Origin of the sequence: Halomonas sp. hl-4, assembly GCF_900215475.1 — a bacterium.
Classification (GTDB): Bacteria; Pseudomonadota; Gammaproteobacteria; order Pseudomonadales; family Halomonadaceae; genus Vreelandella.
In genome coordinates, this window is sequence record NZ_LT907845.1 from 1,292,404 (window position 1) to 1,318,879 (window position 26,476).

Below are 26,476 nucleotides of genomic sequence, written 5' to 3' on the forward strand. Positions count from 1 at the left end.
CCGATCATCGTGCTGCTGTCGACCACGCTGGTGCTCGCCTTCTCCTCGCTGGTGGCGCTGTTCCCTGCCGCCATCGCCCCAGAGTTGTCTGGTGTACTGGGCGTCTCCTCGGCCACTATCGGTTTGCAGGTGAGCCTAATCTTCGCCGGCGCCATGCTTACCTCGCTGGTGGGCGGACCGCTCACCCGACGTTTAGGGCCCTGTCGCACCAGCCAACTCTCCCTGGCGTTGCTCGGCGGTGGCGCCGCCATGATGGCGATGCCGACCTTGCCGACCTTTGCCTTAGCCTCCCTCGTTGCCGGCTTGGGTTACGGGATGACCAATCCCTCCGCCTCAGTGTTGCTGGTGCGCTTCACCCCGCCTGAGCGACGCGGCCTGATCTTCTCATTGAAACAGTCGGGCGTGCCCTTGGGCGGTGTGATCGCCGGTGCCAGCGCACCGGTGCTGGCCTTGGTGGTGGGTTGGCAGGCCGGGCTGCTCCTGCTCAGCGCCATCGCCCTGCTCGGCATTGTCGCCCTGCAATGGCGGCGGGAGAGCTGGGATGACCAGCGAGACCCAGACACATCGTGGTTGGCAACGCCCTTCTCCGGACTCGACGTGGTATGGCGGCAGCGGTCGCTGCGCTACGTCGCGCTGCTTAGCCTGTGCTTCTCGGCGATTCAGCTCTCGGTTTCGGCATTTACGGTGGCGCTGCTGGTGGAGGATCTGGACTTCGGCCTGGTAGAGGCGGGATTGGTCATGTCCGGGGTGCAGGTGACCGGCGTGGTGGGGCGCATTGGCTGGGGTGAGATCGGAGACCGGCTGGGCGACCGCTTGATGGCACTTGCTATCATCGCCTGTACCACCGCCGTGGCAGCCCTGTTGGTAGCCACCATGACCCCGGCCTGGCCCAAGTGGCTGGTCATTGTACTACTGGGGCTACTGAGCTTCTCGTCGTTGGGCTGGAACGGCGTCTTCCTGGCCGAAATCACCCAACTGGCCCCGCCCCACCGCATCGCCGATGCCGCAGGCGGTTGCCTGGTTTTCACCTATGGCGGCGTTCTGCTCGGTTTGCCTATGGTTACCTTCCTCCACAGCGTGGTTGGTGACTATACAAGCGTCTTCGCTATCCTCGCTGGCATCTCGGTAGCGGGACTCTGGCTCATCCATCAAGCGAGACGAGCCAGATGCATGGATCGGGTTTCGTAGGAGCGCAACTTGTTGCGCGATCAGCAATCATCCCGCCTCCGCTGATATCCGCGTTGACGTTGCAAGCTCCCGGCCTGGACGCTACTCAACCGACGCCAAGCGGCTGAAGGTGAGGGCCTCGTCGCCGTCATAAATTTTTGCGGCACATAACGGCACACCCGCCAACTCATGGTCAACCAGGGCATCAGCGCTAATGAGATCGTCCTGCACAGGCTGCTGCGTGCGTAACTCACCATCAATACTCGCCTGGTAAAGCATGGGAACTGTCGTGACGCCGTCGCTTGGGGGCTCAAGGTTCACCCGCCTGGCGAAGTCGAGATACGCAGCAGGATCCTTGAAGACAAGGGTGCGCCCCAGTCTCTCGACCGGAATGTCGATAGACTGTACCCGCACGACGCCTTGATCCGAGATGCCGACCTGCTCCTCAGTCGCCAACAGCGCCACCCGCAGATCCCTGCCCGACCCACCCTGCTTGGGCAGATACATGACAAGGGGGTGATCCTGCCTCCTGAACACCAGTTCGGTTTCGGTATAACCGGTAAAAAGGCCTCGCCAGTCTTTGCCGCATACCCTCGAAAGATAGGCACGTGTTTCCGCCGTTCGCCAGAGCACCGCACGCTCTGCGCTATCGGAGTAGTCGACTATAGGCGTTGTATGGGCCAGCGACACGGCATAGCCCATGGCAGTGAGATAGTCGTCAAGAAGCGTAAAAACAGTGAGTTCCTGATGAAAACTGAGCGGCTTAGGTAAGCCCTCAATAAAAGCGTCGACGGGTGTATTATCCCAATTCAGCCTCAGCACCCACCCAAGCAGCGATTCGTAAAGGTTGGAGTCTTGCAGCGAGATTATCGCGTCGCTTTCCTTCAATAGTGTGGTCGTATCGGGATTCGCGTTCTCTCGCATCCGAACCGTGATCCCCAAACGCATCATGTTCTCTGTCGCCGCTCGCAGGGCGTTGCGTTGTTGAAGGGTTAAAAACGGCCCCGCTATGGTGATATCAAGCTCGACCGGCGCTCCATCTTGCGTAAGAAGCCGTGCTCCGCTACCCAGCGTGTAACCGGCCTCGGTAAGCCGCCGAAAACCTTGCCGCAACACCGCCCGCCCGTTCCCCACCCCCGCCATGGCCGCAGGATCAAGGCTACTCAGCACCGGGATGTCGTTTCCAGGAATCATGCCAGAAGCTTCCGCAAGTGCTTCGATTGAGGCGTCCGGGCCGGCGAAGTCCACAAGGGCCTTGTGGTATTCCATGATCGGCCCCGTGAAGGCAGGTGCAGAAAGTTCAAGGTCCGTTGATCCAGCGGTGCGCGGAAAAATCACCTCGTCCGCGATACCCAACAGCATGACGGCCGCGACGACATCCCGAATCGCCGGGTCCGCAATCGCATCAGACCCCGGATTGAAGCGAAGGACAAGTTCGGCTGCACTCTCCTCGAAGAAAGGAATATCCAGGTTTGCCTGGATCGCAGGGGGCGGCAGGCTGAAGCCGATAAAGAAGGCAGCCGCAGGGACTGGAGCCATAGCCAGCCCGATAGCAAGGATAGGGAGAAGCGATCGTGAAGCGAGCATGGCAAACCTCCCCGTCTACCGTCGACTGGTGCATCGCAAGAGATCGTCGTCGATGCGGCAATCGTCCCATGATTCCACCAGTTGCCAGGTCTGCCCGTCTTGTCGAAACGAGGCCCAGGTCCACTGATTGAAAGCGCTTGCCGCGTTCACCAGTGATGCGACCTGCCCCATCATGCCTGACCCCGTCATCGACATGTCGGCTCGGTACCGGCAATAGGCCGATATGTCAGGGTCTTCCATTCGCACGCAATGATCCAGGCTCACGGAGGTGATGCGCATATTGCCGGTGCTTGAGTTCATCGCACCGCCTCCGGAGAACAGGCACATCATCGCGGCCACAGGGTTGTTGTCACGGCGATAGGTATTGCACTGGTCGCCCATCGCATCAAGCCGACTGAAAGCGACATCCACATTTGCCTGAATAGCGTTCTGGATATCCTGGGCGTTCGGTGTGAAACGACCTGCCGCCTGGGGTATGCCCAAACCAGCCACCTGTTCAGGCTGAGAAGGTATCGCCGCAGGCGCGGGGGTCGGCGCAGGCTCTGCACCGGATGGATGAGCCTGCGCGATGTCGATCGGTTGTGACAGCCACAGGTCGAACTGCCGCCCTCCAAAATCTACAACGACATCACGGCCTCCGTCGCTGTAATCGTACCAAGGAAGGTCTTTGCGGATATTCTGCCGGAGCCTGTCAAAAACGCCTCCCGAGCAGCCGTGGTGGGTGAACACATCGATAAAACCTGCCTGCTGCTCCTGAAGCAACTCATCGAACCGCTGAGACAAAACGCTGAACGAAAAATCGTTACGCAGCTCGCTGTCATATATCGCTTTGCTGACATCTTCATAGGTGGAAGCCGTCAGGACAAACGGAGCAAAATCGTCATCAAGGATACTCAGCGTTTGAACGTTTGTGAGAGGCGTCGTCGTGTAGGAAGACATCGGCTCGTCAGTGGACGACGCACAGCTCTGCCAGTAAGCAAGATGGAAGGCAAGATAGTTGAGCATTCGTGCACGGAGCGACGACTCCGAGGACGCCCGGCGGCCCTCATAAATCCGCTGGATTGCCCGCGCTTTGCTCTGGTCGAGGAATGACAGGTCAAGCCCAGTGGGTGTCTCAACCGGCCCTGAATTATTCTCTGCGGTCACGATCTCGTCGAGATCAATGCTTTCCAGTGGATTCGGCTTGCCAGCGCGACAATATTCCAAGAGCGGACCCACATCCGCACGAAACGTGCTGAAATCCAAGCCGCCGCTCATCGGCAAGAACGCGCCGTTTCTTTTCAGTTGATAGGCAAAATTGGTCGTGCCCTTCAAGCGGGTAAAGAAAGAGGCATCAGCGCGCGCCGATCCGGACACGCGAACGACATGCCGATCACTGGAAAAGCGCTCCCCCAGCGCCACCGGCATCGAAAATTCAAGGGTCTGGCCGTAGGGACGAATGTTGAGCGAATACTCGTCATCCGGGCGCAGTTCCAGGGGGTCATCCATCAATTGAGAGACGACGCTGGTCAGGTCAATGATGCCGTCGCCGCGGCAACGCATCACGAATTCCGGCTCCCCCTCAGGCACATCGTAATTAGCGCCACGAGTGTAGACAAAAGCCGGATCACCTTGGATGGATACTAAAACCGGCGGGGTGGCGTTCGTGCGATTTTCGTCTCGCCCACTTTGATCGGCAAGGCTCGCCGTTATTCGAGGGTCGCTACCCGCTCGTGCGATATCAGCGATGCGTTCGATTTCCTCTATATCCAGTACGTCTGCGGCACTAGCCGATTCCTGAGAAAAGGCAGTTGTTGCAGAGCAGAGCAAAAGAGGTAAGGAGATAAACCGAAAGGTATTATTTAAAATCCAATGCATGGTTTTCCTACCCTCGTAAGCTCGGATCGCTAGAGCAGTGGTCACCCGTTAGATTTAAAAAAAACTAGGCGCCTTTATTGAGGTGGTCAACGCTCAATTCTCTAATACTTGTAATGACGCCGCCTCACCTTCCGAGGCTGCGAACGAGCCACCGCATAGCGCGACGAAGCCTTGCGCCTACAAGGATTGGAGGCGCCACAAAACTAATTACAGGTGGGTTTCGTAGGAGCGCAATTCATTGCGCGATCAGCAATCATCAAGCCACCAAACCCTATTCATATAACGACGGCTCATACAACGCAGGCAAAACGACTTCGATCTGCCGCCCAGCTTTTTGGGCCATGGCCTCAATGGCCGCTTTCAACGCTTGGCGCGCATCGTCATCGCCATGCACCAAACGCACTTCACGCGGCCAGCGGCGCATGCGTTTGATGAAATTAAGCAAATCGCGTTGCCCGGCGTGGGCCGAGTACCCGCTGATGGTGGTAATGCCAGCACGAATATCCACCCGCTCGCCATCCAGCTCCACCCAGCCGCCCTCGGGCCCGTAACGCTGAATGTCCCGCCCTGGGGTACCCGCCCCTTGATAACCCACAAACAGCACCTGATGACGCGGGTCGCCCAGCATCGCCTTTAAATAATTCACCACGCGCCCGCCCGCGCACATGCCGCTAGCGGCAATCACCACCGTCGGCCGGCCGCTTTCGGCCAGGTAGCGCACGGTTTGTTCGTGGGTGTCGTGTTCATCCACCGTGTACACATTGTCAAAACTCAGCGGATGCCTGCCTGAACGCAAACGGCGTTGAGCCTCAGCATCCCAGAACGGTTTTAATTGGCGATACACCTGGGTAAAGCGGGCCGCCAGCGGCGAATCGACAATCACCTCCAGCGAGCGCCAATCAGACGATGGCGGCGCGGCATGCACGATGGTTTCCAGCTCGTATAGCAACTCTTGCGTACGACCAATACTAAACGCAGGGATAATCACCGTTCCCCGGTTAGTCAGCGCTTGCTCTATAGCGTTTTTCAGCGCCTGGCCGCGCTCGCGGCGGCCTTCATGGTTGCGGTCACCGTAGGTGGACTCAAGCACCAGCACATCCGCCTGATACGGCGATTTTGGTGCAGGCAGCAGCGGCGTATACGGCGCGCCCAGGTCACCTGAGAACACCACCCGCCTTTTAGTGCTTTCCTCCTTTCTATTCAGCGCCACCTCAACATAGCTGGAGCCCAGAATATGCCCGGCCCGCTTGAGCTTCACCCACATACTAAGCGCCTGATCATCCACCACCGTGTGCCACTTGCCATAGGCTAACGGCACCAGCTGCTTTTCAAGCTGCGCCTGAAACTGCTCGATCAACCGCGCATTGCGGGTAAAGCCAATTTTTAACGCATCCTCAATCACCAGCGGTAACAGCACGGCGGAAGGCTCGGAACACAGAATCGGCCCTTTAAAGCCCGCTGCCAGCAAGTACGGCAACCGGCCTACATGATCGATATGCACATGGGTAATCACCAACGCTTTCAGCGTGCTGATATCAAAGCCCACTTCAAGCTGCGCCAGGCTATCCTCAGCGGCGTCTTCCCCCTGGAACAACCCGCAATCCACCAGTAGCGAGTGCTCACTGCTCGCCATCAATTGATGACAGCTACCCGTTACCCCGCCTGCCCCACCGTGATGACGTATCTCCGGCCACGTTCCCTGCGCTTGCATCTTCATGTCCTTATCTATCGATTCCTAAATAAAAATTTATCACATTGAATAAAAAAGCGCCTGACTGAGCCAGACGCTTTTAGAAGCCGCATAGAGGTTTTCATAAGAGCTCAATTTATTGAGCGATCAGCAATTATCCCGCCACCGAAGGCTATCGCCCGACGAAGTCTGACTCCTACAAGGCTGGGTGCATTAAGTAGGTTTCGTAGGGGTGACGTCACTCCTGAAATTATTGATGATCACCTCGCCTCGACCACTACGCTAGACATTGGTCTACCCTCCATTGATTTGCCCATGGTGGGCGACTAGTGTTTATTAATGTTGACGTTAACATTCAAGAAACATCAGCACTCCCCCGCTGTACAAATATTTGTATAACGTCAACTCGCTTTGACTACAAAAGACAATTAAAAGGAGAGAATTTGATGGCTAACGAATTGAAAGGAAAGGTAGCCGCCGTCACCGGCGCGGCGTCTGGAATAGGGCTTGCGACTGTAAAGGCGATGATCGCATCAGGCGCTCGCGTCGTGCTGGTTGACCGGGACCAGGCCGCACTGAAGACAATCTGTGAGGAATTGGGCGATGCTGCGATTCCTCTGGTCATGGACTTGCTCGATCCTAAGGACTGCGCAACGCTGCTGTCACAAATCCTGGAGAAAGCCGGCCAACTCGATATCTTCCACGCCAATGCTGGTAGCTATATCGGGGGTGACTTGCTTGACGCTGACCCAGGTGCCATTGACAGAATGGTGAGTCTAAATGTCAGCGTCGTGATGAAGAACGTACAGAATGTCTTGCCACACATGATCGAACGCGGAACAGGTGACATCATGGTGACGAGCTCGGTAGCTGGGCATTTCCCTGTCCATTGGGAGCCGGTCTACGCCTCCTCCAAGTGGGCCATGAACAATTTCGTCCAGACCGTGCGTCGCCAGGTCTTGAAACATGGAATCCGTGTGGCTTCTGTATCACCTGGCCCTGTCAACAGTGCCTTGCTAGCGGACTGGCCAGAAGAAAACCTGCGCAAGGCGAAAGAGTCAGGCAGCATTATTGAGCCATCGGATGTATCTGATGCCGTCATGTACATGCTGACTCGCCCTCGCAACGTGACCATTCGTGACATGGTGGTCCTGCCAAGCAATTTCGATATGTAACGTAAACCTCAGAGAGACAGGCTAGGCGTTAGTAGACATTGGTCTGAGTGCTATTGCTTTGTCACCAGGACTCTTCTAGCTTTTTAATGTTGACGTTAACATTTCAATAAATGTCAGCTCTATTTGCACCTTGCAATGCCACAACAACAAATCTGGAGCCAACCATGAAAATTAATGATATCGCCGCACCTTTCCGCAAGACGGCTCTTGTCGCCGCCTGCGCCACCGTTTTGACAGCAGGAACCGCAACGGCCGATGAGCATAACCTTAAAATCGGCATGTCCTTTCAGGAGCTTAACAACGAATACTTTGTGACCATGCAAGAGGCACTCGAGAGCGCCGCGGAGAGCATTGGCGCCGAAGTGATCACCACCGATGCCCGCCACGATGTCTCCAAGCAGGTCAGCGATGTCGAGGATATGATCCAGCAAGACATCGATATCCTGCTGCTCAACCCCGCCGACTCGGTGGGTGTCGAAACGGCGGTGCTGGCCGCTGAGGAAGCCGGCGTCACCACGGTTGCCATTGACGCTCAGGCCGAGGGGCCAGTGGACGGCTTCGTGGGTTCAAAGAACTACGACGCCGGCTATAAAGCCTGCGACTATCTGGCCCAGGAACTCGACGGAGAAGGTCAGGTGGCGCTACTGGATGGCATTCCCGTCGTGCCCATCCTTGAACGTATCGAAGGCTGCAACGATGCGCTTGCGGAATACGATGGCATTGAGGTCGTCGACAAGCAGAATGGTCGCCAGGAACGTACTCACGCCATGTCCGTGACCGAGAACATGATTCAGGCCAATCCAGAGCTCGACGGCCTATTCAGCGTCAACGACATCGGCTCCCTGGGTGCCCTGATTGCCATCAACTCCAGCGGCAATGATATCAAACTGGTTAGCGTCGATGGCCACCCCGAGGCTGTCGCCGAGATTGAGAAGGAAGGCTCTCCGTTCATCGCCACCTCGGCACAATACCCCGCCGACATGGTGCGAGTGGGCTTAGGCCTGGCACTGGCCAAGCATTGGGGCGCTGACACCGCACCCGCGGAAATCCCCATCGATGTCGAGCTGATTGACCGAGATAAAGCCTCCGATTTCAGCTGGTAAACCTTATACCACTGACGCTGACAACGTGTGCCGCCTCCAGGCGGCACATGAGGGTATTTCCATGACTCCATTACTTTCCCTGAGGCACATCTCAAAGTCGTTTCCCGGGGTGAAGGCCCTGCAAGATGTGTCGCTCGATCTCAACGCTGGCGAGGTGCATGCCCTACTTGGCGAGAACGGGGCTGGCAAGTCGACGCTGATGAAGATTCTCTGCGGCATCTACCGTCAAGATGAAGGAGAGATCATCATTGATGGCAAGACCTGCGATTTCCACGGTTATCAAGATGCTCTCGACGCCGGCATCGGTATCATCTTCCAAGAGTTCAGCCTGATTCCCGATTTGGACGCAGTAGACAATATTTTCCTGGGACGTGAAAAACGCAACCGACTAGGGCTGCGTGACCGACGTGGCATGGTCGCCGAAGCTCAGCGCTTGTTCGAGCGTCTTAAGGTAACTATCCCCCTGGACTGTCCTATCGTTGAGCTGAGCGTCGCCGATCAGCAATTTATCGAGATTGCCAAGGCACTATCGCTGGATGCACGCATTCTCGTACTTGACGAGCCAACAGCCACCTTAACGCCTAGCGAAGCCGACTACCTGTTCAGCATCATGCGCGAATTGCGCAAGCAAGAGGTTGGCATGGTGTTTATCTCTCACCACATGGAAGAAATCTTCACCATCTGCGATCACGTCACCGTGATGCGTGATGGTGAGAAGGTCTATGACTGTGATACCGCATCGACCACCCCCGATGATCTGATCGAAAGGATGGTCGGACGGCGAGTCGAGAACCTATTCCCCGAATACCGTTGCGATGCCGACCACACCGACGTGGTGCTGGACATTGAGGCCCTGCGCCTCGATCCCGAGGGTCCCGAGTACTCATTGAAACTTCATCGTGGTGAGATTCTTGGCTTCGCTGGATTGGTGGGTTCAGGTCGCACGGAGCTGGCCATGGGACTTATCGGTGCGACGCGTCCCGTGCATGCAAAGGTCAACATGGAAGGCAAGCCGATCAAGCTCCGTCACCCAGCAACCGCCCTTAAGCATGGAATCGGGTTGTTACCAGAAAGCCGCAAGACCCAAGGATTGGTCCTGCCATTTTCTTGCCGCGATAACATCTCCCTGAATAACCTAGCGCAATTCCAGGGTGCCTTGCCTTTTATCAAACGCCGTAAGGAGTCAAGTATTGCCGCCGACCTGATGGCCTCGGTGCGGGTTAAAGCCCCTAGCCCCGAAACGCCGGTCGACAACCTTAGCGGCGGCAATCAACAAAAGGTGGTTATCGCCCGCTGGCTAGGCCACCAGTGCAAGGTGTTGATCTTCGATGAACCTACCCGCGGCATCGATGTTGGGGCCAAGTCGGAAATCTATGCCTTGATGAAGGAGCTCACTGCGCAAGGTGTGTCGATCATCATGATCTCCTCAGAACTGCCCGAAGTCCTCGGTTTGTGTGACCGAGTCGCGGTCTTCTATCAAGGCCGGATCGCTGCCGAACTCAAAGGCGAAAATCTCAGCTCACAATCTATCATGCACCATGCTACGGGGGGACTCAGCGCATGAACCAGCTAGCATCTACTCCCGGCACCGCCCGTCAGTCACTCAAGATGCGACTGGCCCGCTGGCGCCGCACTCCAGTTTTCTACCCGTTGATCGGTTTCATCGTCGTCTTCATCGCTATGGCGGTGATCAATGACAACTTCCTGTCAGGAAGCAACATGGCCAACCTGGCGCGCCAGTCGTCGATCATCGCGATTATCGCGGTAGGCATGAGCCTGGCCATCCTCACCGGCGGTATCGACTTATCGGTCGGCCCAGTGATGGCCCTATCGGGAACGCTCATGGCCGGTATGATGGTGGCCGGGTTGCCGCCGTCTCTGGCGATCGTGCTCGGGCTATTGGTAGGTGCCGCTTTCGGTGCCTTCAATGGCGTCTTCGTCGCCTTCGTCGGTATGCCCCCGATCATCGTTACCTTGGCGACCATGGGCATCGCCCGGGGCCTAGGGTTGATTTACACCGGTGGCTATCCGATCTCTGGGCTGCCGGAGGGCTTCGCCTTCTTCGGACGCGGCAGCCTAGTCGGCATCGAGACGCCGATTCTGATCATGATCGCCGTTTATGCCGTTGGTTATGTGCTGCTCAGCCATACCGCCACCGGTCGCTACCTGTATGCCATCGGCGGCAACGAGGAGGCGACCCGACTGTCCGGCATCCGAGTCTCGCGCTACAAGCTACTCGTCTACACCCTGAGCGGCACGACGGCAGCTATCGCCGGGTTGATTTTGACCTCGCGACTGATGAGCGGTCAGCCCAATGCCGGGGTTGGCTTTGAGCTCGATGCGATCGCCGCTGTGGTGCTGGGGGGCGCCGCCATCACCGGCGGGCGCGGCATGATCCTGGGTACGTTAGTTGGCGCCTTGCTGCTGGGTGTGCTCAACAACGGACTCAATCTAATGGGGGTGTCACCCTACCTCCAGACCGTCATCAAAGGTTTGATCATCCTGCTGGCGATCTATATCAGCCGCAAGCGCACGCTTTGAATCCCGACATACGCTTTAGCGAGGTTCAGCCCCGCGCTGGGAAAAGGAGAGCTGTATGGAAACTGTGATCGGTATCGATATCGGCACCCAGAGCACCAAGGCTCTCGTGCTCGATGGCAAGGGCCAGATTCTCGCCGAACATAGCCGAGGTTATCGCGTTGACACTCCGCACCCACTCTGGGCTGAACAGTGGGCGGATGTGTGGTGGGAGGCGGTGCTCGACTGCCTTCGCGACTGCCTGGGTGACCCGAAGGTCGACCCTCAGCATGTCAAAGGTCTATGTGTCAGCAGCCTCTACGGCGGCTCGGGTATCCCGGTCGACGCTGATATCCGACCCGTATATCCCTGCTTGATATGGATGGACCGTCGGGCTGAGGCTCAGGTGCAGTGGGTGAAGGAGCACCTCGACCTGAGCCGGTTGGGGGATATCACCGGCAACGGCGTGGACAGCTACTACGGGTTCACCAAGATGATGTGGCTCAAGGCCGAGCGCCCCGAGGTCTGGGAGCGGACCCGTTATTTGCTGCCGCCCAACAGCTACATCAACTACCGCCTGAGTGGCGAAATCGCAATCGATCACAGCTCGGCCGGCAATATCGGTGGCATCTACGACCTGGAGAAACGCGCATGGTCGACGGAAATGCTCGATGCGCTGGGTCTCGATAGAGACAAACTGCCGGACCGGCTGGTGGACTCAGGAGCGTCAATAGGCGGCCTGGTGCCATCGCTGGCCGAATCACTAGGCCTGCGCGCCGGTATCTCCGTGGTCGCCGGTGGCGTCGATGCGGCGATGGCCACGCTGGCGGCAGGGGCGACCCGTCCAGGCAACCACGTCGCCATGATAGGCACTAGCATGTGTTGGGGGGTGATCAATCGAGGCGTCGATGCCCGGGAGGGGCTCATCAGCATGCCGCATGTGCTGAACGGCGATCGGGATATTTACACCTTCGGCGGTGCCCTTACTGCGGGTGCTTCAGTTAGTTGGTACGTCGATACCTTCTGTGGTGAGGACAAGGCCGCCGCCGGTGAGAGCGGGAGTGCCTTTGAACGTCTCGAGCCGCCCGCGCGCGAACTTCCCCCAGGGGCCAATGGCCTGCTCTTCCTGCCCTACTTGATGGGCGAACGCAGTCCCGTATGGGATGCCCACGCCAGCGCAGGTTTCATCGGGCTCAGCCTTTATCACCAGCGCCATCATCTTTACCGAGCCGTGCTGGAAGGCGTGACCTTCGCTCTACGGCATAACATAGAAGCGGGCACACGGCAGGGAGTAACCCTCGACGACCACCTGATCGTGGTCGGCGGTGCCACTCAGTCGGATCTATGGATGCAAATCATCGCCGACGTTACCCGCATGCCAGTCCACACCTACCGGGAGAGCGTTGAGGCAGCACTAGGTGCTGGACTGCTGGCCGGTCAGGCTTGCGGTTTGCTCGACCTCGCCAAGCCCCTACAGCATGGCACCCTCGTTGAGCGCGCCACGCCATGCGAGACGACGGCTTGTCGATACGATGAACTCTTCACACTTTATTGCCAGCTCTATCCGACGCTCAAGCCGATCATGCATCGGCTCAATACCAACCACACACTGAGCGAGTGAATGTATTCCATGAATTTCGAACTGCAGAATCAACGCATTCTCGTCACGGGCGCTACCAGCGGCATCGGTCTCGAGATTGCCAAGACCCTTGCTGAGCTGGGCGCTAACCTGGTGCTGATAGGCCGCAATCGAGACATTCTCGCCGAACTGGAGCAATCGCTGGGGGCGCTTACCCTGGCCGTCGATATTACCGATGAAGCGGCGGTCACCGCGGCCTTCGCTGAGATGCCTGTACTTGATGGCTTGGTCAACTGTGCGGGCATCTCGATCCTCGACGACGTGCTTGACGTTAAAGCGAAAGACCTTGAGCAAATCATGGCCACTAATGTCACCGCCAGTGCCGTGGTCGCCCGGGAGGCCGCACGTCACATGATTGCGAATGGTCGCCAGGGCAGTATCGTCAACGTCTCCAGTCAGGCGGCCATGGCCGCCCTGCCGGGGCATCTCGGCTACTGCGCGTCCAAGGCGGCCATGGATGCCATGACGCGCGTATTGTGTCTCGAACTTGGCCCTAAGGGCATACGCGTCAACAGCGTCAACCCGACGGTAACGCTGACCCCGATGGCCGAACGCGCCTGGGCAGACCCCGCCAAGCGCGACCCGATGTTGGCAGCCATTCCCTTGGGACGCTTTGCCAGCCCTCGTGAAGTTGCGCTACCGGTCGCCTTCCTGCTGAGCTCGGCAGCATCAATGATCAGCGGTGCTACCCTGCCGATTGATGGCGGTTTCACGTCTCACTAGTGCCAAGTTGTGGGTACCAAATAGATGCGTTCTACATAGATGCTTTCTACATAGATTAAAGTGAAGGAAACGCCATGACCTATCAGCTCGATGCGCTTCGCCAGCACTCCATGGTGGTCGCCGACACCGGTGACCTGGAGGCCATTCAGCGCTACCAACCTCACGATGCCACGACCAACCCGTCACTGCTGCTCAAGGCCTTTGAACTACCGGGTTACCAAGCATTAATTGATCAGGAACTCGCTGCCGTCAAAGCCGATACCCGCGATCAGCAGGCAGAACATGCCGTGGATCGCCTCGCCGTGGCCATGGGCAGCGAGATTGCCAAGCTTATCCCTGGTCGCGTATCAACCGAAGTGGCCGCGAAGCTGTCTTTCGACACCGAGGCCAGCATTCGCAAGGCGCACGAGCTGGTTGCACTCTACGAGAAGCGGGGGGTGGCAAAAGAGCGAATATTGATAAAGTTAGCCTCGACCTGGGAGGGTATTCGCGCCGCAGAAGTATTGGAAAAAGAAGGCATCAACTGCAACCTGACCCTTCTATTCAGCGATGCTCAGACCCAGGCGTGTTTCGATGCTGGCGTGTTCCTGGTGTCTCCCTTCGTCGGCCGCGTCACCGACTGGTACAAAAAGGAGACCGGGCAAAATTTCACCCCCGAAAACGACCCAGGCGTGCAGTTCGTGCGTGGCGTCTGCGAGCGGGTTAGCCAAGGCGGTTACGATACCGTCGTAATGGGCGCAAGCTTCCGCACCGCCGACCAAGTGCTCGCACTCGCCGGCTGCCCACGGTTGACCATCTCGCCGGTATTGCTCGAAGAACTGGCAACGACATTGGGCGAAGTGAAGCCCAATGTGCTTCTGACACGCAATGGCGGCCCACGGCCAACACCTCTCAACGAGCCTGCTTTTCGTTGGGGCCACAATCAGGACGCTATGGCCAATGACAAGCTGGCCGAGGGTATCCGCCGTTTCGCCGATGACCAGTCGCGCCTTGAAGAGCAGATTGCCGAACGCCTGGCTGCCCTGTGATTCAGTAGAAACGATGGGTATATCGAGGGATGCGGCATGCCGACCACGTTAACTTCCCAGACGACTTACTGTATCAGCGTGGCAGAAATCGTGAGCTCACGGCCATCGGCCGTGGGGTCATTTATTTGCTCGAAGAGCAGTCGAAATGCTTCATGCCCTAACTGATAGGTGTCGTGCACCGCACAGGGGATCGATACATCGAAAATATCGGCATAGGGAAGTCGATCGATGCCTACGACAAGGACATCATCCCGTGATACATGTGCATCGTGCAGTGCCCGCATCGCGCCCAGTGTGATCAACTGGTTGAAACCGAATACGGCGTCGGGGAGCTTACCTTGGCGAAGATGGGCGGCCATGTCTCGATAGGCCGGCTGTAAGGTGTAGTCTCCTGGACGTTGTTCCAGTGACAAAGGAACGCCCCCTTCCTCATAAGCCTCTTTGAGGCCAGCTAGCCGATGCCGTGTGATTTGTGAGCCGCGTGGTCCTGTTAATGTCAGCACTCGTTCGATGCTCTTCTTCACCAACAACTCGCCAAGCAATCGTCCGGCAAGGTGGTTGTCCAATACCACACGACTGAAGTCTGTTACATTCAGCGTTCGATCCAGCATCACCACCGGCAAGTTGGCATTACGCAGGCGTTCAAGGTAAACAGGGCGATAACTGGCATCGTCAGAGACTGGCGACAGAATGATACCCGCCACCTGATAACTGAGCAGGGTATCGATCGCCACTTCCTCAAGCTCCGGCGAGCCATCGGTGTCGATCAGCATGATAGTATAGTCATGCTCCTTGGCCGCACGTGAAATTGCCTTGATCACCTCACTGTAAAAGGGATTATCCACGCTGGCTGTCACGAGGCCAATGAGCCGGTTCTTGCGACTTCGGAGATGGCTGGCGAAGGCGTTCGGTACGTAGCCCAGCTCGTTTGCCGCAGCAAGTATTTTCTCACGCGTCTCTGGCCTGACCTTCTCAGGCTTTTTCAATGCACGCGACACCGTCATGTTGGTCATGCCCACATGTTTGGCGATATCGGTGATCGTTACTTGGCTGCGTTTAGTCATGTACTACTCGTATATCAACATTCCAGGTACATAGGATAATCAAAACGTTAGGCCATATTGACCTATAGGCCCTTCACGTTTGCAAACAGAAGGCACAGTGGGCGTAAGGAACAACCACGAACGGTTATCCATTCTACAGTATGCTCAGCAATTGTGGTGATGGAAGAGACTGGATACCAATACAGAGCTTTATTTTAAAGAATAACAATGAGCCCCGTTCTACCGGCTGTCGGTGGTGATTTTTGGCTTCGTTGGAGCGCAATTCATTGCGCGATCAGCAGTGATAGAACCACCCAAGGCTATCGCCCGACAAGTCGGGCTCTTACAAGGCTGAGTGCATACAGCAGGTTTTCGTAAGAGCTCAATTCATTGAGCGATCAGCAATTATCTACCACAGAAACAAACACCCAGCTAAAAAGCTGGGTGTCAGTGGGTTTTGTAGGAGCGAAACTTGTTGCGCGATCAGCAACGATCTCGCCACTAAATCAGCGGCACGAACGGCACCCCACCACAGCCGGTTAACAGCATCGCGGCGGCGCCGAAAAACATCATCTTTAGCATTGTTTTCAGTTTAATCATCGAAATCAAAGTTCAACTCCAGGTCATCAAAGGTGCAGGTAGGTATCGTAGGGAAGCATTTCATTGAGCAACCAGCAAGCACCCGGCCACCAAAATCATCACCTGCCCCCCCTCGCCCGACAAGTCTGGCCCTACAAGGGCTGGAAGCAGCCACTGGGCTAGCTACATGGTTTTGGTAGGAGCACAACTTGTTGAGCGATCAGCAATTATCCCGCCACAGACAATCAACTCTTGCACCCAGCCCCTTCACCCGACAAAGCTGTTCCTTTACATGGCATGGGGCTGCTCCTTTCTCTGGCGGCTATACACACCCCACAACACCGCCAGCAAAAACGCGAACATCATCACCCCACTGTTATGGGCTAAAAAGCTCTGGGTCAGGCCGAAATCAATATAGGTAACGGAGAGTAACGTTCCGCCAGTGGCTATAGCGCGTAGCGATAAATCTTTCGCGCCCAGCTGCTGGATAAAAAAACGCATGGGGATCAGGTAAACAGCCAGCAGCACCGCCAAACCAATCAACCCACGCTTGGCAAAGCTGTCGATAAATTCATTGTGCGCATGGCCATAGCGGTAGGCTGTTTTTTTATTAATGATCCCCTCATCACCCAACTGGCGCATCGCCTCGCGGTAGCCGTTACTTCCCCAGCCTACGACTGGCTTTTCAGCAATCAAATGCCCTGCGCCGCGCCACATCTCAAACCGCGCACCGACGGATGTATGGCTTCTATCGCCCGCTACGTAGTTCTGCACCTGCTCGACGGCCTCATGGACCCTCGCCTGCACGCCAATTTGCGGCACGGCATAGACACCCACACCCCCGACAATCACCACCATGGCCATCGCCGCGACCAGCGGTTTGGACATCAAAGGGCCATAAGCACGAAATAACACCAGCAGCACGAATGGAATGCCTACCCAGCCACCCCGGCTACCGGAAAATAGCGACCCGAGCACCCCGAACAGCGCACACACGATAAAAAACGCTACCCACCTGCGCCGATGCGGCTGCGTGAATGCCCACCCCAACGCCGCCAGGCAAAGCACACCCAGCAGCATGCTCAGGTTGCCAAACTGGATGGTATGCGTATGCCCCGTTGCGCGAACCACGCCCATACCGAACTTCTGCCATATCGCCCAACTACCGGCACCCAAGGCCCCCAAGGCAATACCGCTCCATAACCAGGCCAAACGCGGAGGGTAAGCGATCACTAACAGCAACGCGGGAATCGCCAACCAAAAGCGTATCGGCTTATCCGCCCCACTGCTGCCCTGGCCATCCCACCAGGCCTCCAGCACGCCCACCAGCGCAAACGCCGCCATCGCGATCATCACCAACACATCCTGGCGAGAAAGCCCCAGCGACGGGCGTTTAACCAGCAACACACCGCTACCCAGAAACAGCATTAACGCGCCCAGCGAATAACCGGTAGGCGCAATTAACGCGATAGCGCAAAGCAGAAAAACAGCCAGTGACGTGTACAGCGAAAGCGGAGAAGAAACAGGGAGGGAATTCAAACGGGGGGAGTGGTTCACGGACATTCCAAAACAAGCGTTATTTGAACGCGGAATGTTACCACAGGTAAAATTTGAGTAAGAACTCAATTCATAGCGCGATCAGCAAACATCGAACCAACGCAGCTATCGCCTACAGACAACCCATCGCCCGACAAGCCTAGCGCCTATCAAGCTGGCAGCTTCCACAAAACCAAGTGCAAGCGGGGTTCGTAGGAGCACAACTTGTTGAGCGATCAGCAATTATCCCGCCACAAAACGCAAATCTAACGCGCCCCAAACCCGGTAAACAAAATCCGTACGGTTTTAAGAATGATCAACACATCCAACCACAACGAAAAATGCTTGATGTAATAAAAATCGTATTGCAGCTTGCGCGTCATGCCGTTCACTTCCGCCGCGTAGCCCTGCTCTACCTGCGCCCAGCCAGTGATCCCTGGCCGCACCACATGGCGATAGCTGAAAAACGGCACATCCTGCTCGTACCATTCGGAAAGCGAAGCCGACTCCGGCCGTGGGCCGATAAAACTCATCTCGCCTTTCAGCACGTTAAACAGTTGGGGTAACTCATCCAGCCGGTAACGCCGCAACACACGCCCCAAGGGGGTAATGCGCGGGTCATCACCGGAAATGGTGAAGTCCTCCCCACTCATATCGTGGTACATGCTACGGAACTTGAACATGTTGAACGGGCGGCCGCGGTAGCCCACTCGCGGCTGCATAAAGAACACCGGCCCTGGGCTATCGCGCTTAATTAACAAAGCAATCACCAGTAGCACGGGAAGCAATACAGGGAGCAAAAGCACAGCACAAATAAAATCCATCACCCGCTTAAAGCCCACATAAAACAGCGGTGGCAACAGGCTACCGAATTCATTTTCCGAGAGGCGGTCAATCTGCACACGACCGGAGATAGTCTCTGATATCTGCCGTGAGTGATAAACGGGGATATGGCATAGCGTGCAGGTAGCCAGAAACTTCTGCCATTCTGGGGGCAAATCCTCAGCGCGCAGATCTGCCATCACCCCATCAACCCGCAACCCTATCAGACTGGGGGACTCCAGCACACGAAGATCTACCTTGGTGTTACCGCGCAAGCGATGAGTATCTCCAAACGGGACCACGGCAAACTTTAAATTACGAAAGCGCCGGCCTAAAAAATAACCGACATAAAACCACGCCAAGCTAACTAAATAGCCGCTCAACATTACCTGACGGGTGTACCCCTCGCGGGTAAAAAACAAAATAGCCACCACCACCAAAAACGCGACCGAGACCGTAGGCATGATGTTGGCGCCCAACTGGGCTCTGGGAAAGCGCGACATACGCCGCAAGGTTAATGCTGATGCAATAAACGCAAGCCCGATAGCCACTAGCGTATTACGACGTACATCCGGCAGATATTCCCAAAACCCCCAGCCCCAGCGCTCCAAACCTGGTAATAAAAGTGCTAATGACATCCCCACCACCAGGTGGAACGTCAAGCTAAACAGCAGTAGCTCATACCAACGTGAATGGCGACGTTGATATTCACGCTTCATGATTCACCAACATCTTCACCTCATTCACCATGGCATCCATAATCTTATCCCTGCGCCATTTGGCGACAAACCGTTGGCGAGGTGTAATCCCTATTGTTAATGACTCCAGTACCTTAACGGCACTCTCCACCGAGCCAGGCTCAAACACCGCCGCATTCTCGATTTCACGCTGTACAAAGCACGCAGAATACCCCGGCAACCCCGCCCATATCGGTTTACCCGTAGCCGCATATTCGAACAGTTTAGATGGCAGCACGCTATTCAAAGAAGGTAGCGTATTCAAATGCAGAAAAAGCACATCGGCTGCTTGATAAGCGCCAATTAACGCCTCGCGAGAAACTGGCGGCTCTACAACCACGTTATCCAGCCCCATTGCCGCAACCCGCTCGCGCAGTGCATCTGCCCCCGCACCGCCGCCGATAATGCGAAACTTGACCCGGTCGCCCAAGCGTTGGGCCAACTGTGGCACAATATCTTCAATGGCTTGACCAACACCTAAGTTACCAGCATACAGTACCTGCAGCGGTTTTTGGGAGGGTGAAGGAATCGTTTGGTTTGGGTCAAACGCGCCCTGCTCTACCGCTTCCACAAACGGCAGATCAATACCGTTGGTATGCCAAGAGAGGCGTGTAATGCCCCCCCTGGTTTTTGCACACCCTACGCAGCTATTGCAGGGTGTGCTCGGGGTGCCACATAGCCTAGTGACTGATGTGGCCGTTCTTCGTTGTAGTACCGCATCCAGCGCCCGAGAACGGCTCTAGCTTGGCCCAACGACTCAAATCGATGCTGCCAGATGCACTCCTCCTTCAATGATCGGAAGAAGCGCTCGACAAGCCCGTTCTGCTCCGGTGTATATGGCGTCGTGAACTCCTGGGTGAGCCCATAGGCCTTCACTGTCGCCGTGTAATGCCGACTGCTGAACACGAGGCCATTATCCGACCTCAGTGCCAGAGGTTGATGAATACGACCCAGCGCGCCGAATCGATACACCAGAGCCTCTTCCAGCGCGGCTTCTGCGGTCTTGCTGCTGCCATTGTCCGATAATCGCCAACCGAGAATTTCTCGCGTGCAGCAATCGATGATCACCGCCAGGCTGGCCCGTCGGCCCTTGCCGCACCAAACATGCGTCAGATCGGTGGCCCAACGCTCATCCGGTCGTGTGGTCACTGAGGGCAGACTCCGGGCACGCGGCCGGAAGCCCTGCGGTCGCTTGCGTACCTGCCAGTTCTTCAACTGCAGGATGCGCTGGATCGGTTTGCGGTTCTCACCCAGCACACACGCTAGACGACGATAGCCATAGGTGGGGAATCCCTCCAGAGCCAGCTTTACCCGAGCGGCTAGATCGGTATTGATCACCCGGCGACGCGGTTTGGGACGATAGTACAGCGTCCGCCGGGGGAGCCCCAGCCACTGGCATAGCTTGACGAGGGATACCACGTGGCCCTCCTGGGCCAGTTCCGCCTGCAACGACCTTACGAGTTCTCGTCCTCGTCGAGCAGGCGTTTGAACTTTTTTAATGCATAGATCTGCAGGTGAGCTTCGCCCAGCGCCTCCTTGGTTTCCCGCAGATCGGACTCGTACTGCTCGCGGATATCCTTGGGACGGGCTCGGAACCCGTTCTCCATATTGCGTTGGGCTTCTTCCATCCAGCCCTCGACTTCCGAGACGGTGAGGTCATGCTGTCGAGCCACTTCAGCGACGGTGGTCTTGCCCTTGAAGATATCCATGACCACAGCGGCTTTGCGCTTGGCGGTCCAGCGTTTGACTGAGGGTTCGTTGCTCATATCATCCTCCTGATAGCTGCACTATAGCCAGTGCAGCTCTGGAGGGGGTCACTTCAATCAAACAGCGAATTAGCTGTATTACTTACACGCTTCACTGAGTAGGGGTAAACTGCTCATCAGAGGGGTATGGCAATCGGGTAAATAGAATTTGATAAGAAGGAATAAAAAAGAAAAATTCAGCATTTCAGAAGGCAACTGTTATTGCTTTTTTCAGCTTTTAGCATATAGAGATTAAAAATCCTAGGCTCTATAAGCAAAGTAAGTTAATAGAATCAACTCTTATCTAGAGTTATTTTTTCATTTCAAGCAACTTATTAAGGGCTTCATTTTCTTTTAAAAGACAACTTATCTTATCTGCCAACTCAGCTCGTTCACTAGCATGAATATTAATCAATTTTTTTAAGCGTTGACGAAGCTCTTCTATTTCCTTTTCCTTTTCCTTTTCCTTTTCCTTTTCCTTTTCCTTTTCCTTTTCCTTTTCCTTTTCCTTTTCCTTTTCCTTTTCTACACGATCATATGGGGTCATTTCAAAATCACTCTATCATTAATAAAATTGCCATTTTAATCAGGACTCCGTAGGAAAGCATTTAGACTAAAAGGCATCGATATCTGTTTACTAAAGGTCTTCTACATAAAATCACCGTGAAGTATAACTATAGGTATCAAAATAATCAAGAAAATAACCACAAACTGTTCATCCATACTGAAAAAAAAGCCCACCTTACAATATTAGTGATAGCAAGTTCTCGCACCAGTTCACATGACCAAACAAACACTGGATGTGGCTGTAATGATGCTTACGTCAGCCGATTTCAACTCTCGCTTGGGTAGCTATAAGCTTGAGAGTTCGATGCTAAAAAAGGAAACCGAATATAAAAAAAGCAATAAAACAGCAACATGTTTTTTGATGAAATATAGATAGGGCTGCCTATTAAGGGGTTATGCCGTTGAAGGAGAGACTTAGTCTAGCTAAGTTCTGGTAGCTGTTTAGAGGATCAATTAATGGCGTACCAAGTGTCCGCATACGGCTTCTCGCTCGAAAAATATAAGCCGTTAATATTAAAAAGAGCAAACCACTTATTCAATTTTTTAGCACTTGATTCGCCAATCAGACCTAGTCAACAATTTTGCATTTTAACGAGGCTGTAGAAAAACCTGATTTCGAGCCATCTCCACCGCCTGTTATCCTTATTTATTTACCCAGCCGGTCATCTGGCTGAGTAATCTTAATGTCGGCATTTAGCCACTTGAGCGCCCAGCTTAAGCCAGTTGAAGACAGTGTTTTGCGCTCACAAAGCAACATACCCCACTCCAAGCCCTTCATGACGCGTCCAAATGGCCATAATTCGCTAGCTTCTCAATATTGTGCACCAAGCAGTATAGCTGCCACTGACCTTGCACCTTTTTCTTACCCCGAAGGCTGAAGCGGTTCAGTCTTTTTGTCGTGCCAATATTGCCGAACACCGGCTCTACGACTGACATTCGATGACTGTAAATTTCTTTGCCCTTGGGGCTATCGACTCGGTGCTTCATCCAGCCGGTGTAAGCGCGCCATAAACCCCATCTATGCAAGCTTCGCTTAGACCGGTAAGGTCTCTTTCCACTGCCAGGGCAGCAGCGTCGTCAGTTCATCATCGTTGAGGGTGGGCAGTGTCTTGAAGACGTGTTGTAAGTAGTCGTAGGGCGAGAGGCCATTGGCTTTCGCGGTTTCGATCAGGCTGTAGATCGCCGCACTGGCGTGAGCGCCGCTCTGCGTATGGCTGAACAGCCAGTTTTTGCGGCCGACGACGAACGGGCGGATGGCATTTTCGGCCGGGTTGTTGTCCAGCGGGATCAGGCCATCATCGAGGAACCGGGTCAGGCGCGGCCACTGATGATCCAGGTAGTGCAGGGCTTTTCCCAGCGCACTTTTAGGCAGCACCTGCGCCAGTGACTTGTCGAGCCAGGTGCGCAGTTGAGCGATTAAGGGTTGGCTCTTCTGCTCACGCAGCCTGTGGCGTGCTTCGGGCTCAAGTGCTTTGGCCTGTTTTTCCACGCCGTACAGCTTACGGATCTGGTTCAGCGCCCAGTCCGCTTTGCCGGTTTTGCCTTTGGGCTGCACTTTTTGCGCCTCGACGAACTTGCGCCGTGCATGTGCCCAACAGCCCGCCTGGGTGATCCCATTGCGACGCACCACCTCGGCGTAGCCTTCGTAGCCATCGGTGACCAAGCGACCTGCATAGTCACCCAACAGGCGCACAGGCACTCGCCCGGCACGGCTGGCGTCATAATCGAACAAGACCACCTGTTGGCCTGGCGGCCCCCCGCGCTGCACCCACATGTAAGAGGTGGCACTGGCTTTGCGATCCGCTTCTTGGTTCACCTGGAGCGTCGTTTCATCCATATGGATCAGCAGGGAACGGAGCAGGTGTCGGCGTAGCGTCTCGATCAGCGGGGCGATGCGTTCACCGGCCTGCACCATCCACCGGGCCAGCGTATTGCGGGGGATCTCCGCCCCATGGCGGGCAAAAATCTGGCTTTGCCGATACAGCGGCAAGGCGTCTTGGTACTTGGCGGTGGCGACATAGGCCAGCAGCGTGGCGCTGGCATTGCTTTTCGGCAGTAACTTAGCGGGCGCCGGGGCAGTCTTGACGCCGTCTTCGCAGGTTCGGCACGCATACTTACGTCGCACATGACGGATCACCTCCACCCAGGCGGGCACGACGTGCAGTTCCTCGCTCACTTCTTCGCCGATGACCGTGAGCGCGGTGCCATCATCCTGACAGTGACGTGCCTCTTCAGGGAGATCATGCACCACCTCAACCCGTGGAAGCTCGGGCGGCAACGCTACCCGGCCACCCCGAGAGCGGCGTTTCTTCGCCGGCGCCGTGGGCTCGGCCACGGTGTCATTAACCGCCTCGTTGTCCGCTGCGTCGGTGTCGCCGTCTTCCTCGTCAACCGCCACTTCGGCTTCGTTGATCAGCAGGTCCTTTTGATCCACCTGATACTTCTCGGTGGAAGGACCGAACTGACGCTCCAGGGCCAGCCGGAACTGTTCAAACAGCGATTGTTTGGTGGCTTCCCACTGGGCTTCTTTTTTCTCCATCAACGCCAATAGCCGCGCATTTTCAGCGTCAGCAGCGGCCAGCTTGCGCTCAAGCTGGGAGATCGTTGGCGAGGAAGAATCGGCGTTTTGCATACTACCGAGTATACCAAAAACACCGCTGAGACAGGAGAAAAAACTAACCAACCTGCTGAAAATACAACGCTTTATGAGGTTGCATGGCCTTAAGGTTAACGCCATCCAGCAGCCAGTTCAGTTCCTGACCGGTCAGCGTCACCGTGTCGCCTTCCAGATGCGTTGGCCATTTAAATCGCTCGCGCTCCAGGCGCTTGTACCACACCACAAAGCCGTTACGTTCCCAGAATAGCAGCTTCACCTTATCGCGTTGGCGGTTGCCGAACACAAACAGCGCCTGATCGAACGGGTTCAAGTCCATGGCCTCCTGGACCAGCAAGGCCAACCCATCGATTTGCTTGCGCATATCCACGGGTTCGCGGCATAAATAAACCGTCAGGTCGGTACCAGGGCGGATCATGTCACCACCTCCACCGACAAAAACCGCGCGGGACGGCAGCGTGGTGGCACCGGCAAGCCTTGCACGCTTAACCGCTTCTCCCATGTCAGCAGGTCGGTGAGGGGTAACGCTTGTGAGTCGGCGTAATCACTTAACGGCATATTCAGCGCTGAGGCATGATAGAGATGGCCCAACCAAAAGGCCTGAGTGGGGTTGAGTTCACAGGTCATGACGATCTCCAAAACCAAAGAGATCACCAGTGTGATCAGCCCTCACGAGATTAGGTAGATGGGTTTATTGGATCGCTTACCAGCCGGTATAATTGGGTAAGTTATTGTTCCCGATAATAAAAGACACTTGTCGCCCAGCGCCGTTGCGATGGTCGGCCGAGCTTGGGTTCTGCATGCACCGGTATTTCTTTGGGCAATGCCGACATTGCAGTAAACGGCCTTCGAAGTGCACCCGGATCTTGCCATTGTCGGCTTCCCGCTGCCCTCGATAGGTCAGCTTTTCGCCAGCTGGACAGATACACGTTAGCTTTACAGGATCAAATTGGAACGCGCTGGCGGGCGTCGTCTCTCGCCAGCCTTTGTCCGGCAGGTTCTGATGGCGCTTGCCGTATTTGTCTTTCTGGTCGGCGAACTTCGGATCTCGGCTGCGGAACTGGTTATCGGGGATGTAGCCATTGATCTGTCGTTCGTGCAGGTACTTCATATTCGCTTCATTGGCGAAGCCGGTATCCGCGGTGACGACGGTGCCTTGCTGGTAGATATTTTCCGCAATCTCCAGCTTCTGAAAACGGGCTTCGACCGTTTCCAGTACGGGCTGCAAAGTGTGGTGTTCCTGGCCTTCACCAAAGGCCTGAGCGTCAATGACGATCTGGTGTTTTTTATCCACCGTGGCGACACCGTTATAGCCCTGGATCGTGCCCTTGCTGGTCGTCATTTTGGCACTTTCGTTATCGGTCAGATTGCTCTTCACTTCCTTGATTCGCTTCCCCCGGCCCATCCTTGGGCTGTGCGTCTTTAGGAAACGATCCACTTTGTTCATGGCGGTATCTAGCGAGAGAATCGTCTTGGCCCGTCGGATATCCCGATCCAGATCGGCTTCCGTCTCGGCCTCATCACGCGCGTAGTGCTCCAGTAGGTGATGCCGAATCAGGCCTCTCAGTTTCTCACGTTTCTCGTCCAATTCTTTGAACGTGCCAGACCACTCTTTTGAGGCATCGGAGGACATCTTGCAGCCATCAATCGCAAAGAGTTCGTTACCTAGCAAGCCTTGTTCGTGGCACACCAGCAGCACTTGTTCGAACAGCACTTCAATCTCATCGACATGGCGGCTAACGAAGCTGGCCAGTGTGGTGAAGTGGGGAACGGTATCGCAAGAAAGGGCTTTGAAAATAATATTGGTCTCGCAGCTCCACTGCATCTCGCGACTGGAGGTGATGCCTTTTGAGTAAGCAAACAGGATAATCTTAAGCAGGATGGCCGGATCGTAGGCCAGCCGACCGGTCGCATCGTTGCGGTACTTGGGATGGAAAACGGATAAGTCGAGCTTGTACTCGATCAGGTAGTGCACGGCGTGTTCAAAGGTACCTGGCTGGAGCTGATCCTGGTAGTTGATCACCACCATGGCGTTCTGATCGTAGTTATAAGCCTTGAAGCGCGGCATGCTGACCACTCCTCGTCTGTTTCCTCGATCCTACCAAAACTTAGGCGTCCGCGGGTTTTTCTACAGCCTCAACGTGCAGCTCAAGGGCAGACCAGCAGCAATCTTTCCCGTGGTAATAAAGGTAAAACTCATACTAGGAAAGGTCGGTAGTTCTATTTATTAACTTTAACACCTCGACCGTTTCGAAACAATTGGCTATGAAACTAAAGCACTTTGGCTCAAAAAAACTGGTTGAAGCCAAAAGAGATTAAAGGTGAGTTTTTCACCCATCTGCTAAAG

General features: G+C 55.5%; 22 protein-coding genes and 1 pseudogene. 8 read left to right on the forward strand and 15 right to left on the reverse strand.

The window, feature by feature from the left end:
• Positions 1-9 precede the first annotated feature (9 nt).
• On the forward strand, positions 10-1,188 hold the full coding sequence (locus CPH17_RS06285; protein WP_157742940.1) for an MFS transporter: 1,179 nt from the start codon (positions 10-12) through the stop codon (positions 1,186-1,188).
• Positions 1,189-1,269: 81 nt separating this feature from the next.
• Here CPH17_RS06285 and CPH17_RS06290 read toward each other — a convergent pair whose 3' ends face one another.
• The 3 genes from CPH17_RS06290 to CPH17_RS06300 form a co-directional block, all read right to left on the reverse strand.
• Positions 1,270-2,754 (reverse strand): hypothetical protein, encoded by a 1,485-nt coding sequence (locus CPH17_RS06290; protein ID WP_096298641.1) that lies wholly within the window; start codon positions 2,752-2,754, stop codon positions 1,270-1,272.
• A 15-nt stretch (positions 2,755-2,769) separates the two neighbouring features.
• A complete protein-coding gene (locus CPH17_RS06295) occupies positions 2,770-4,611 on the reverse strand; it encodes a hypothetical protein (protein ID WP_096298643.1) in 1,842 nt (613 codons plus the stop codon).
• Positions 4,612-4,882: 271 nt separating this feature from the next.
• A complete protein-coding gene (locus CPH17_RS06300) occupies positions 4,883-6,322 on the reverse strand; it encodes an MBL fold metallo-hydrolase RNA specificity domain-containing protein (protein ID WP_197703527.1) in 1,440 nt (479 codons plus the stop codon).
• Positions 6,323-6,747: 425 nt separating this feature from the next.
• Between CPH17_RS06300 and CPH17_RS06305 the strand changes: the two genes are divergently transcribed.
• The 7 genes from CPH17_RS06305 (at position 6,748) to tal (ending at position 14,486) form a co-directional block, all read left to right on the forward strand.
• Positions 6,748-7,476 (forward strand): SDR family oxidoreductase, encoded by a 729-nt coding sequence (locus CPH17_RS06305; protein WP_096298647.1) that lies wholly within the window; start codon positions 6,748-6,750, stop codon positions 7,474-7,476.
• A 164-nt stretch (positions 7,477-7,640) separates the two neighbouring features.
• Positions 7,641-8,579 (forward strand): ABC transporter substrate-binding protein, encoded by a 939-nt coding sequence (locus CPH17_RS06310; RefSeq protein ID WP_096298649.1) that lies wholly within the window; start codon positions 7,641-7,643, stop codon positions 8,577-8,579.
• A gap of 61 nt (positions 8,580-8,640) precedes the next feature.
• Positions 8,641-10,143 (forward strand): sugar ABC transporter ATP-binding protein, encoded by a 1,503-nt coding sequence (locus CPH17_RS06315; RefSeq protein ID WP_096298651.1) that lies wholly within the window; start codon positions 8,641-8,643, stop codon positions 10,141-10,143.
• On the forward strand, positions 10,140-11,120 hold the full coding sequence (locus tag CPH17_RS06320) for an ABC transporter permease (RefSeq protein ID WP_096298653.1): 981 nt from the start codon (positions 10,140-10,142) through the stop codon (positions 11,118-11,120). Before CPH17_RS06315 ends, CPH17_RS06320 begins: the two co-directional genes overlap by 4 nt.
• Positions 11,121-11,175: 55 nt before the next feature.
• Positions 11,176-12,717: an FGGY-family carbohydrate kinase gene (locus CPH17_RS06325; RefSeq protein ID WP_096298655.1), complete on the forward strand. Its 1,542-nt coding sequence runs from the start codon at positions 11,176-11,178 to the stop codon at positions 12,715-12,717.
• Positions 12,718-12,726: 9 nt separating this feature from the next.
• A complete protein-coding gene (locus CPH17_RS06330; protein ID WP_096300904.1) occupies positions 12,727-13,458 on the forward strand; it encodes an SDR family oxidoreductase in 732 nt (243 codons plus the stop codon).
• A gap of 74 nt (positions 13,459-13,532) precedes the next feature.
• Complete coding sequence (tal, locus tag CPH17_RS06335) at positions 13,533-14,486, forward strand: transaldolase (protein ID WP_096298657.1); 954 nt, start codon at positions 13,533-13,535, stop codon at positions 14,484-14,486.
• A 65-nt stretch (positions 14,487-14,551) separates the two neighbouring features.
• Here the strand turns inward: tal and CPH17_RS06340 are convergent, their stop codons facing one another.
• The 12 genes and pseudogenes from CPH17_RS06340 to CPH17_RS06395 all read right to left on the reverse strand — a co-directional run bounded on the left by CPH17_RS06340 (position 14,552) and on the right by CPH17_RS06395 (position 26,197).
• On the reverse strand, positions 14,552-15,550 hold the full coding sequence (locus tag CPH17_RS06340; protein WP_096298659.1) for a LacI family DNA-binding transcriptional regulator: 999 nt from the start codon (positions 15,548-15,550) through the stop codon (positions 14,552-14,554).
• An 846-nt stretch (positions 15,551-16,396) separates the two neighbouring features.
• On the reverse strand, positions 16,397-17,671 hold the full coding sequence (locus CPH17_RS06345) for an O-antigen ligase family protein (protein WP_096298662.1): 1,275 nt from the start codon (positions 17,669-17,671) through the stop codon (positions 16,397-16,399).
• Positions 17,672-17,910: 239 nt separating this feature from the next.
• Positions 17,911-19,185, reverse strand: coding sequence for an exopolysaccharide biosynthesis polyprenyl glycosylphosphotransferase (locus tag CPH17_RS20190; protein ID WP_096298664.1), 1,275 nt, complete (start codon positions 19,183-19,185; stop codon positions 17,911-17,913).
• The gene (locus CPH17_RS06355) at positions 19,175-19,774 is read right to left on the reverse strand and encodes a glycosyltransferase (protein ID WP_157742941.1); all 600 of its coding nucleotides are present in this window, start codon (positions 19,772-19,774) and stop codon (positions 19,175-19,177) included. The genes CPH17_RS20190 and CPH17_RS06355 overlap by 11 nt, the downstream gene beginning before the upstream one ends.
• A gap of 68 nt (positions 19,775-19,842) precedes the next feature.
• On the reverse strand, positions 19,843-20,622 hold the full coding sequence (locus CPH17_RS06360) for an IS3 family transposase (protein WP_231898086.1): 780 nt from the start codon (positions 20,620-20,622) through the stop codon (positions 19,843-19,845).
• A 35-nt stretch (positions 20,623-20,657) separates the two neighbouring features.
• A complete protein-coding gene (locus tag CPH17_RS06365; RefSeq protein ID WP_092829743.1) occupies positions 20,658-20,969 on the reverse strand; it encodes a DUF1153 domain-containing protein in 312 nt (103 codons plus the stop codon).
• 289 nt (positions 20,970-21,258) lie between these two features.
• Entirely contained in the window at positions 21,259-21,495 is a 237-nt protein-coding gene (locus CPH17_RS06370; RefSeq protein ID WP_096298668.1) for a hypothetical protein, read from the reverse strand.
• Between the two features lie 794 nt (positions 21,496-22,289).
• Positions 22,290-22,514, reverse strand: a pseudogene (locus tag CPH17_RS06375) (transposase); the annotation flags it as partial.
• 34 nt (positions 22,515-22,548) lie between these two features.
• A complete protein-coding gene (gene tnpC, locus CPH17_RS06380; protein WP_074394777.1) occupies positions 22,549-24,147 on the reverse strand; it encodes an IS66 family transposase in 1,599 nt (532 codons plus the stop codon).
• A gap of 43 nt (positions 24,148-24,190) precedes the next feature.
• A complete protein-coding gene (tnpB, locus tag CPH17_RS06385; protein ID WP_074394776.1) occupies positions 24,191-24,547 on the reverse strand; it encodes an IS66 family insertion sequence element accessory protein TnpB in 357 nt (118 codons plus the stop codon).
• On the reverse strand, positions 24,544-24,756 hold the full coding sequence (locus tag CPH17_RS06390; RefSeq protein ID WP_074394775.1) for a hypothetical protein: 213 nt from the start codon (positions 24,754-24,756) through the stop codon (positions 24,544-24,546). The genes tnpB and CPH17_RS06390 overlap by 4 nt, the downstream gene beginning before the upstream one ends.
• Positions 24,757-24,832: 76 nt before the next feature.
• Positions 24,833-26,197, reverse strand: coding sequence for a transposase (locus CPH17_RS06395; RefSeq protein ID WP_231898087.1), 1,365 nt, complete (start codon positions 26,195-26,197; stop codon positions 24,833-24,835).
• Positions 26,198-26,476 lie beyond the last annotated feature (279 nt).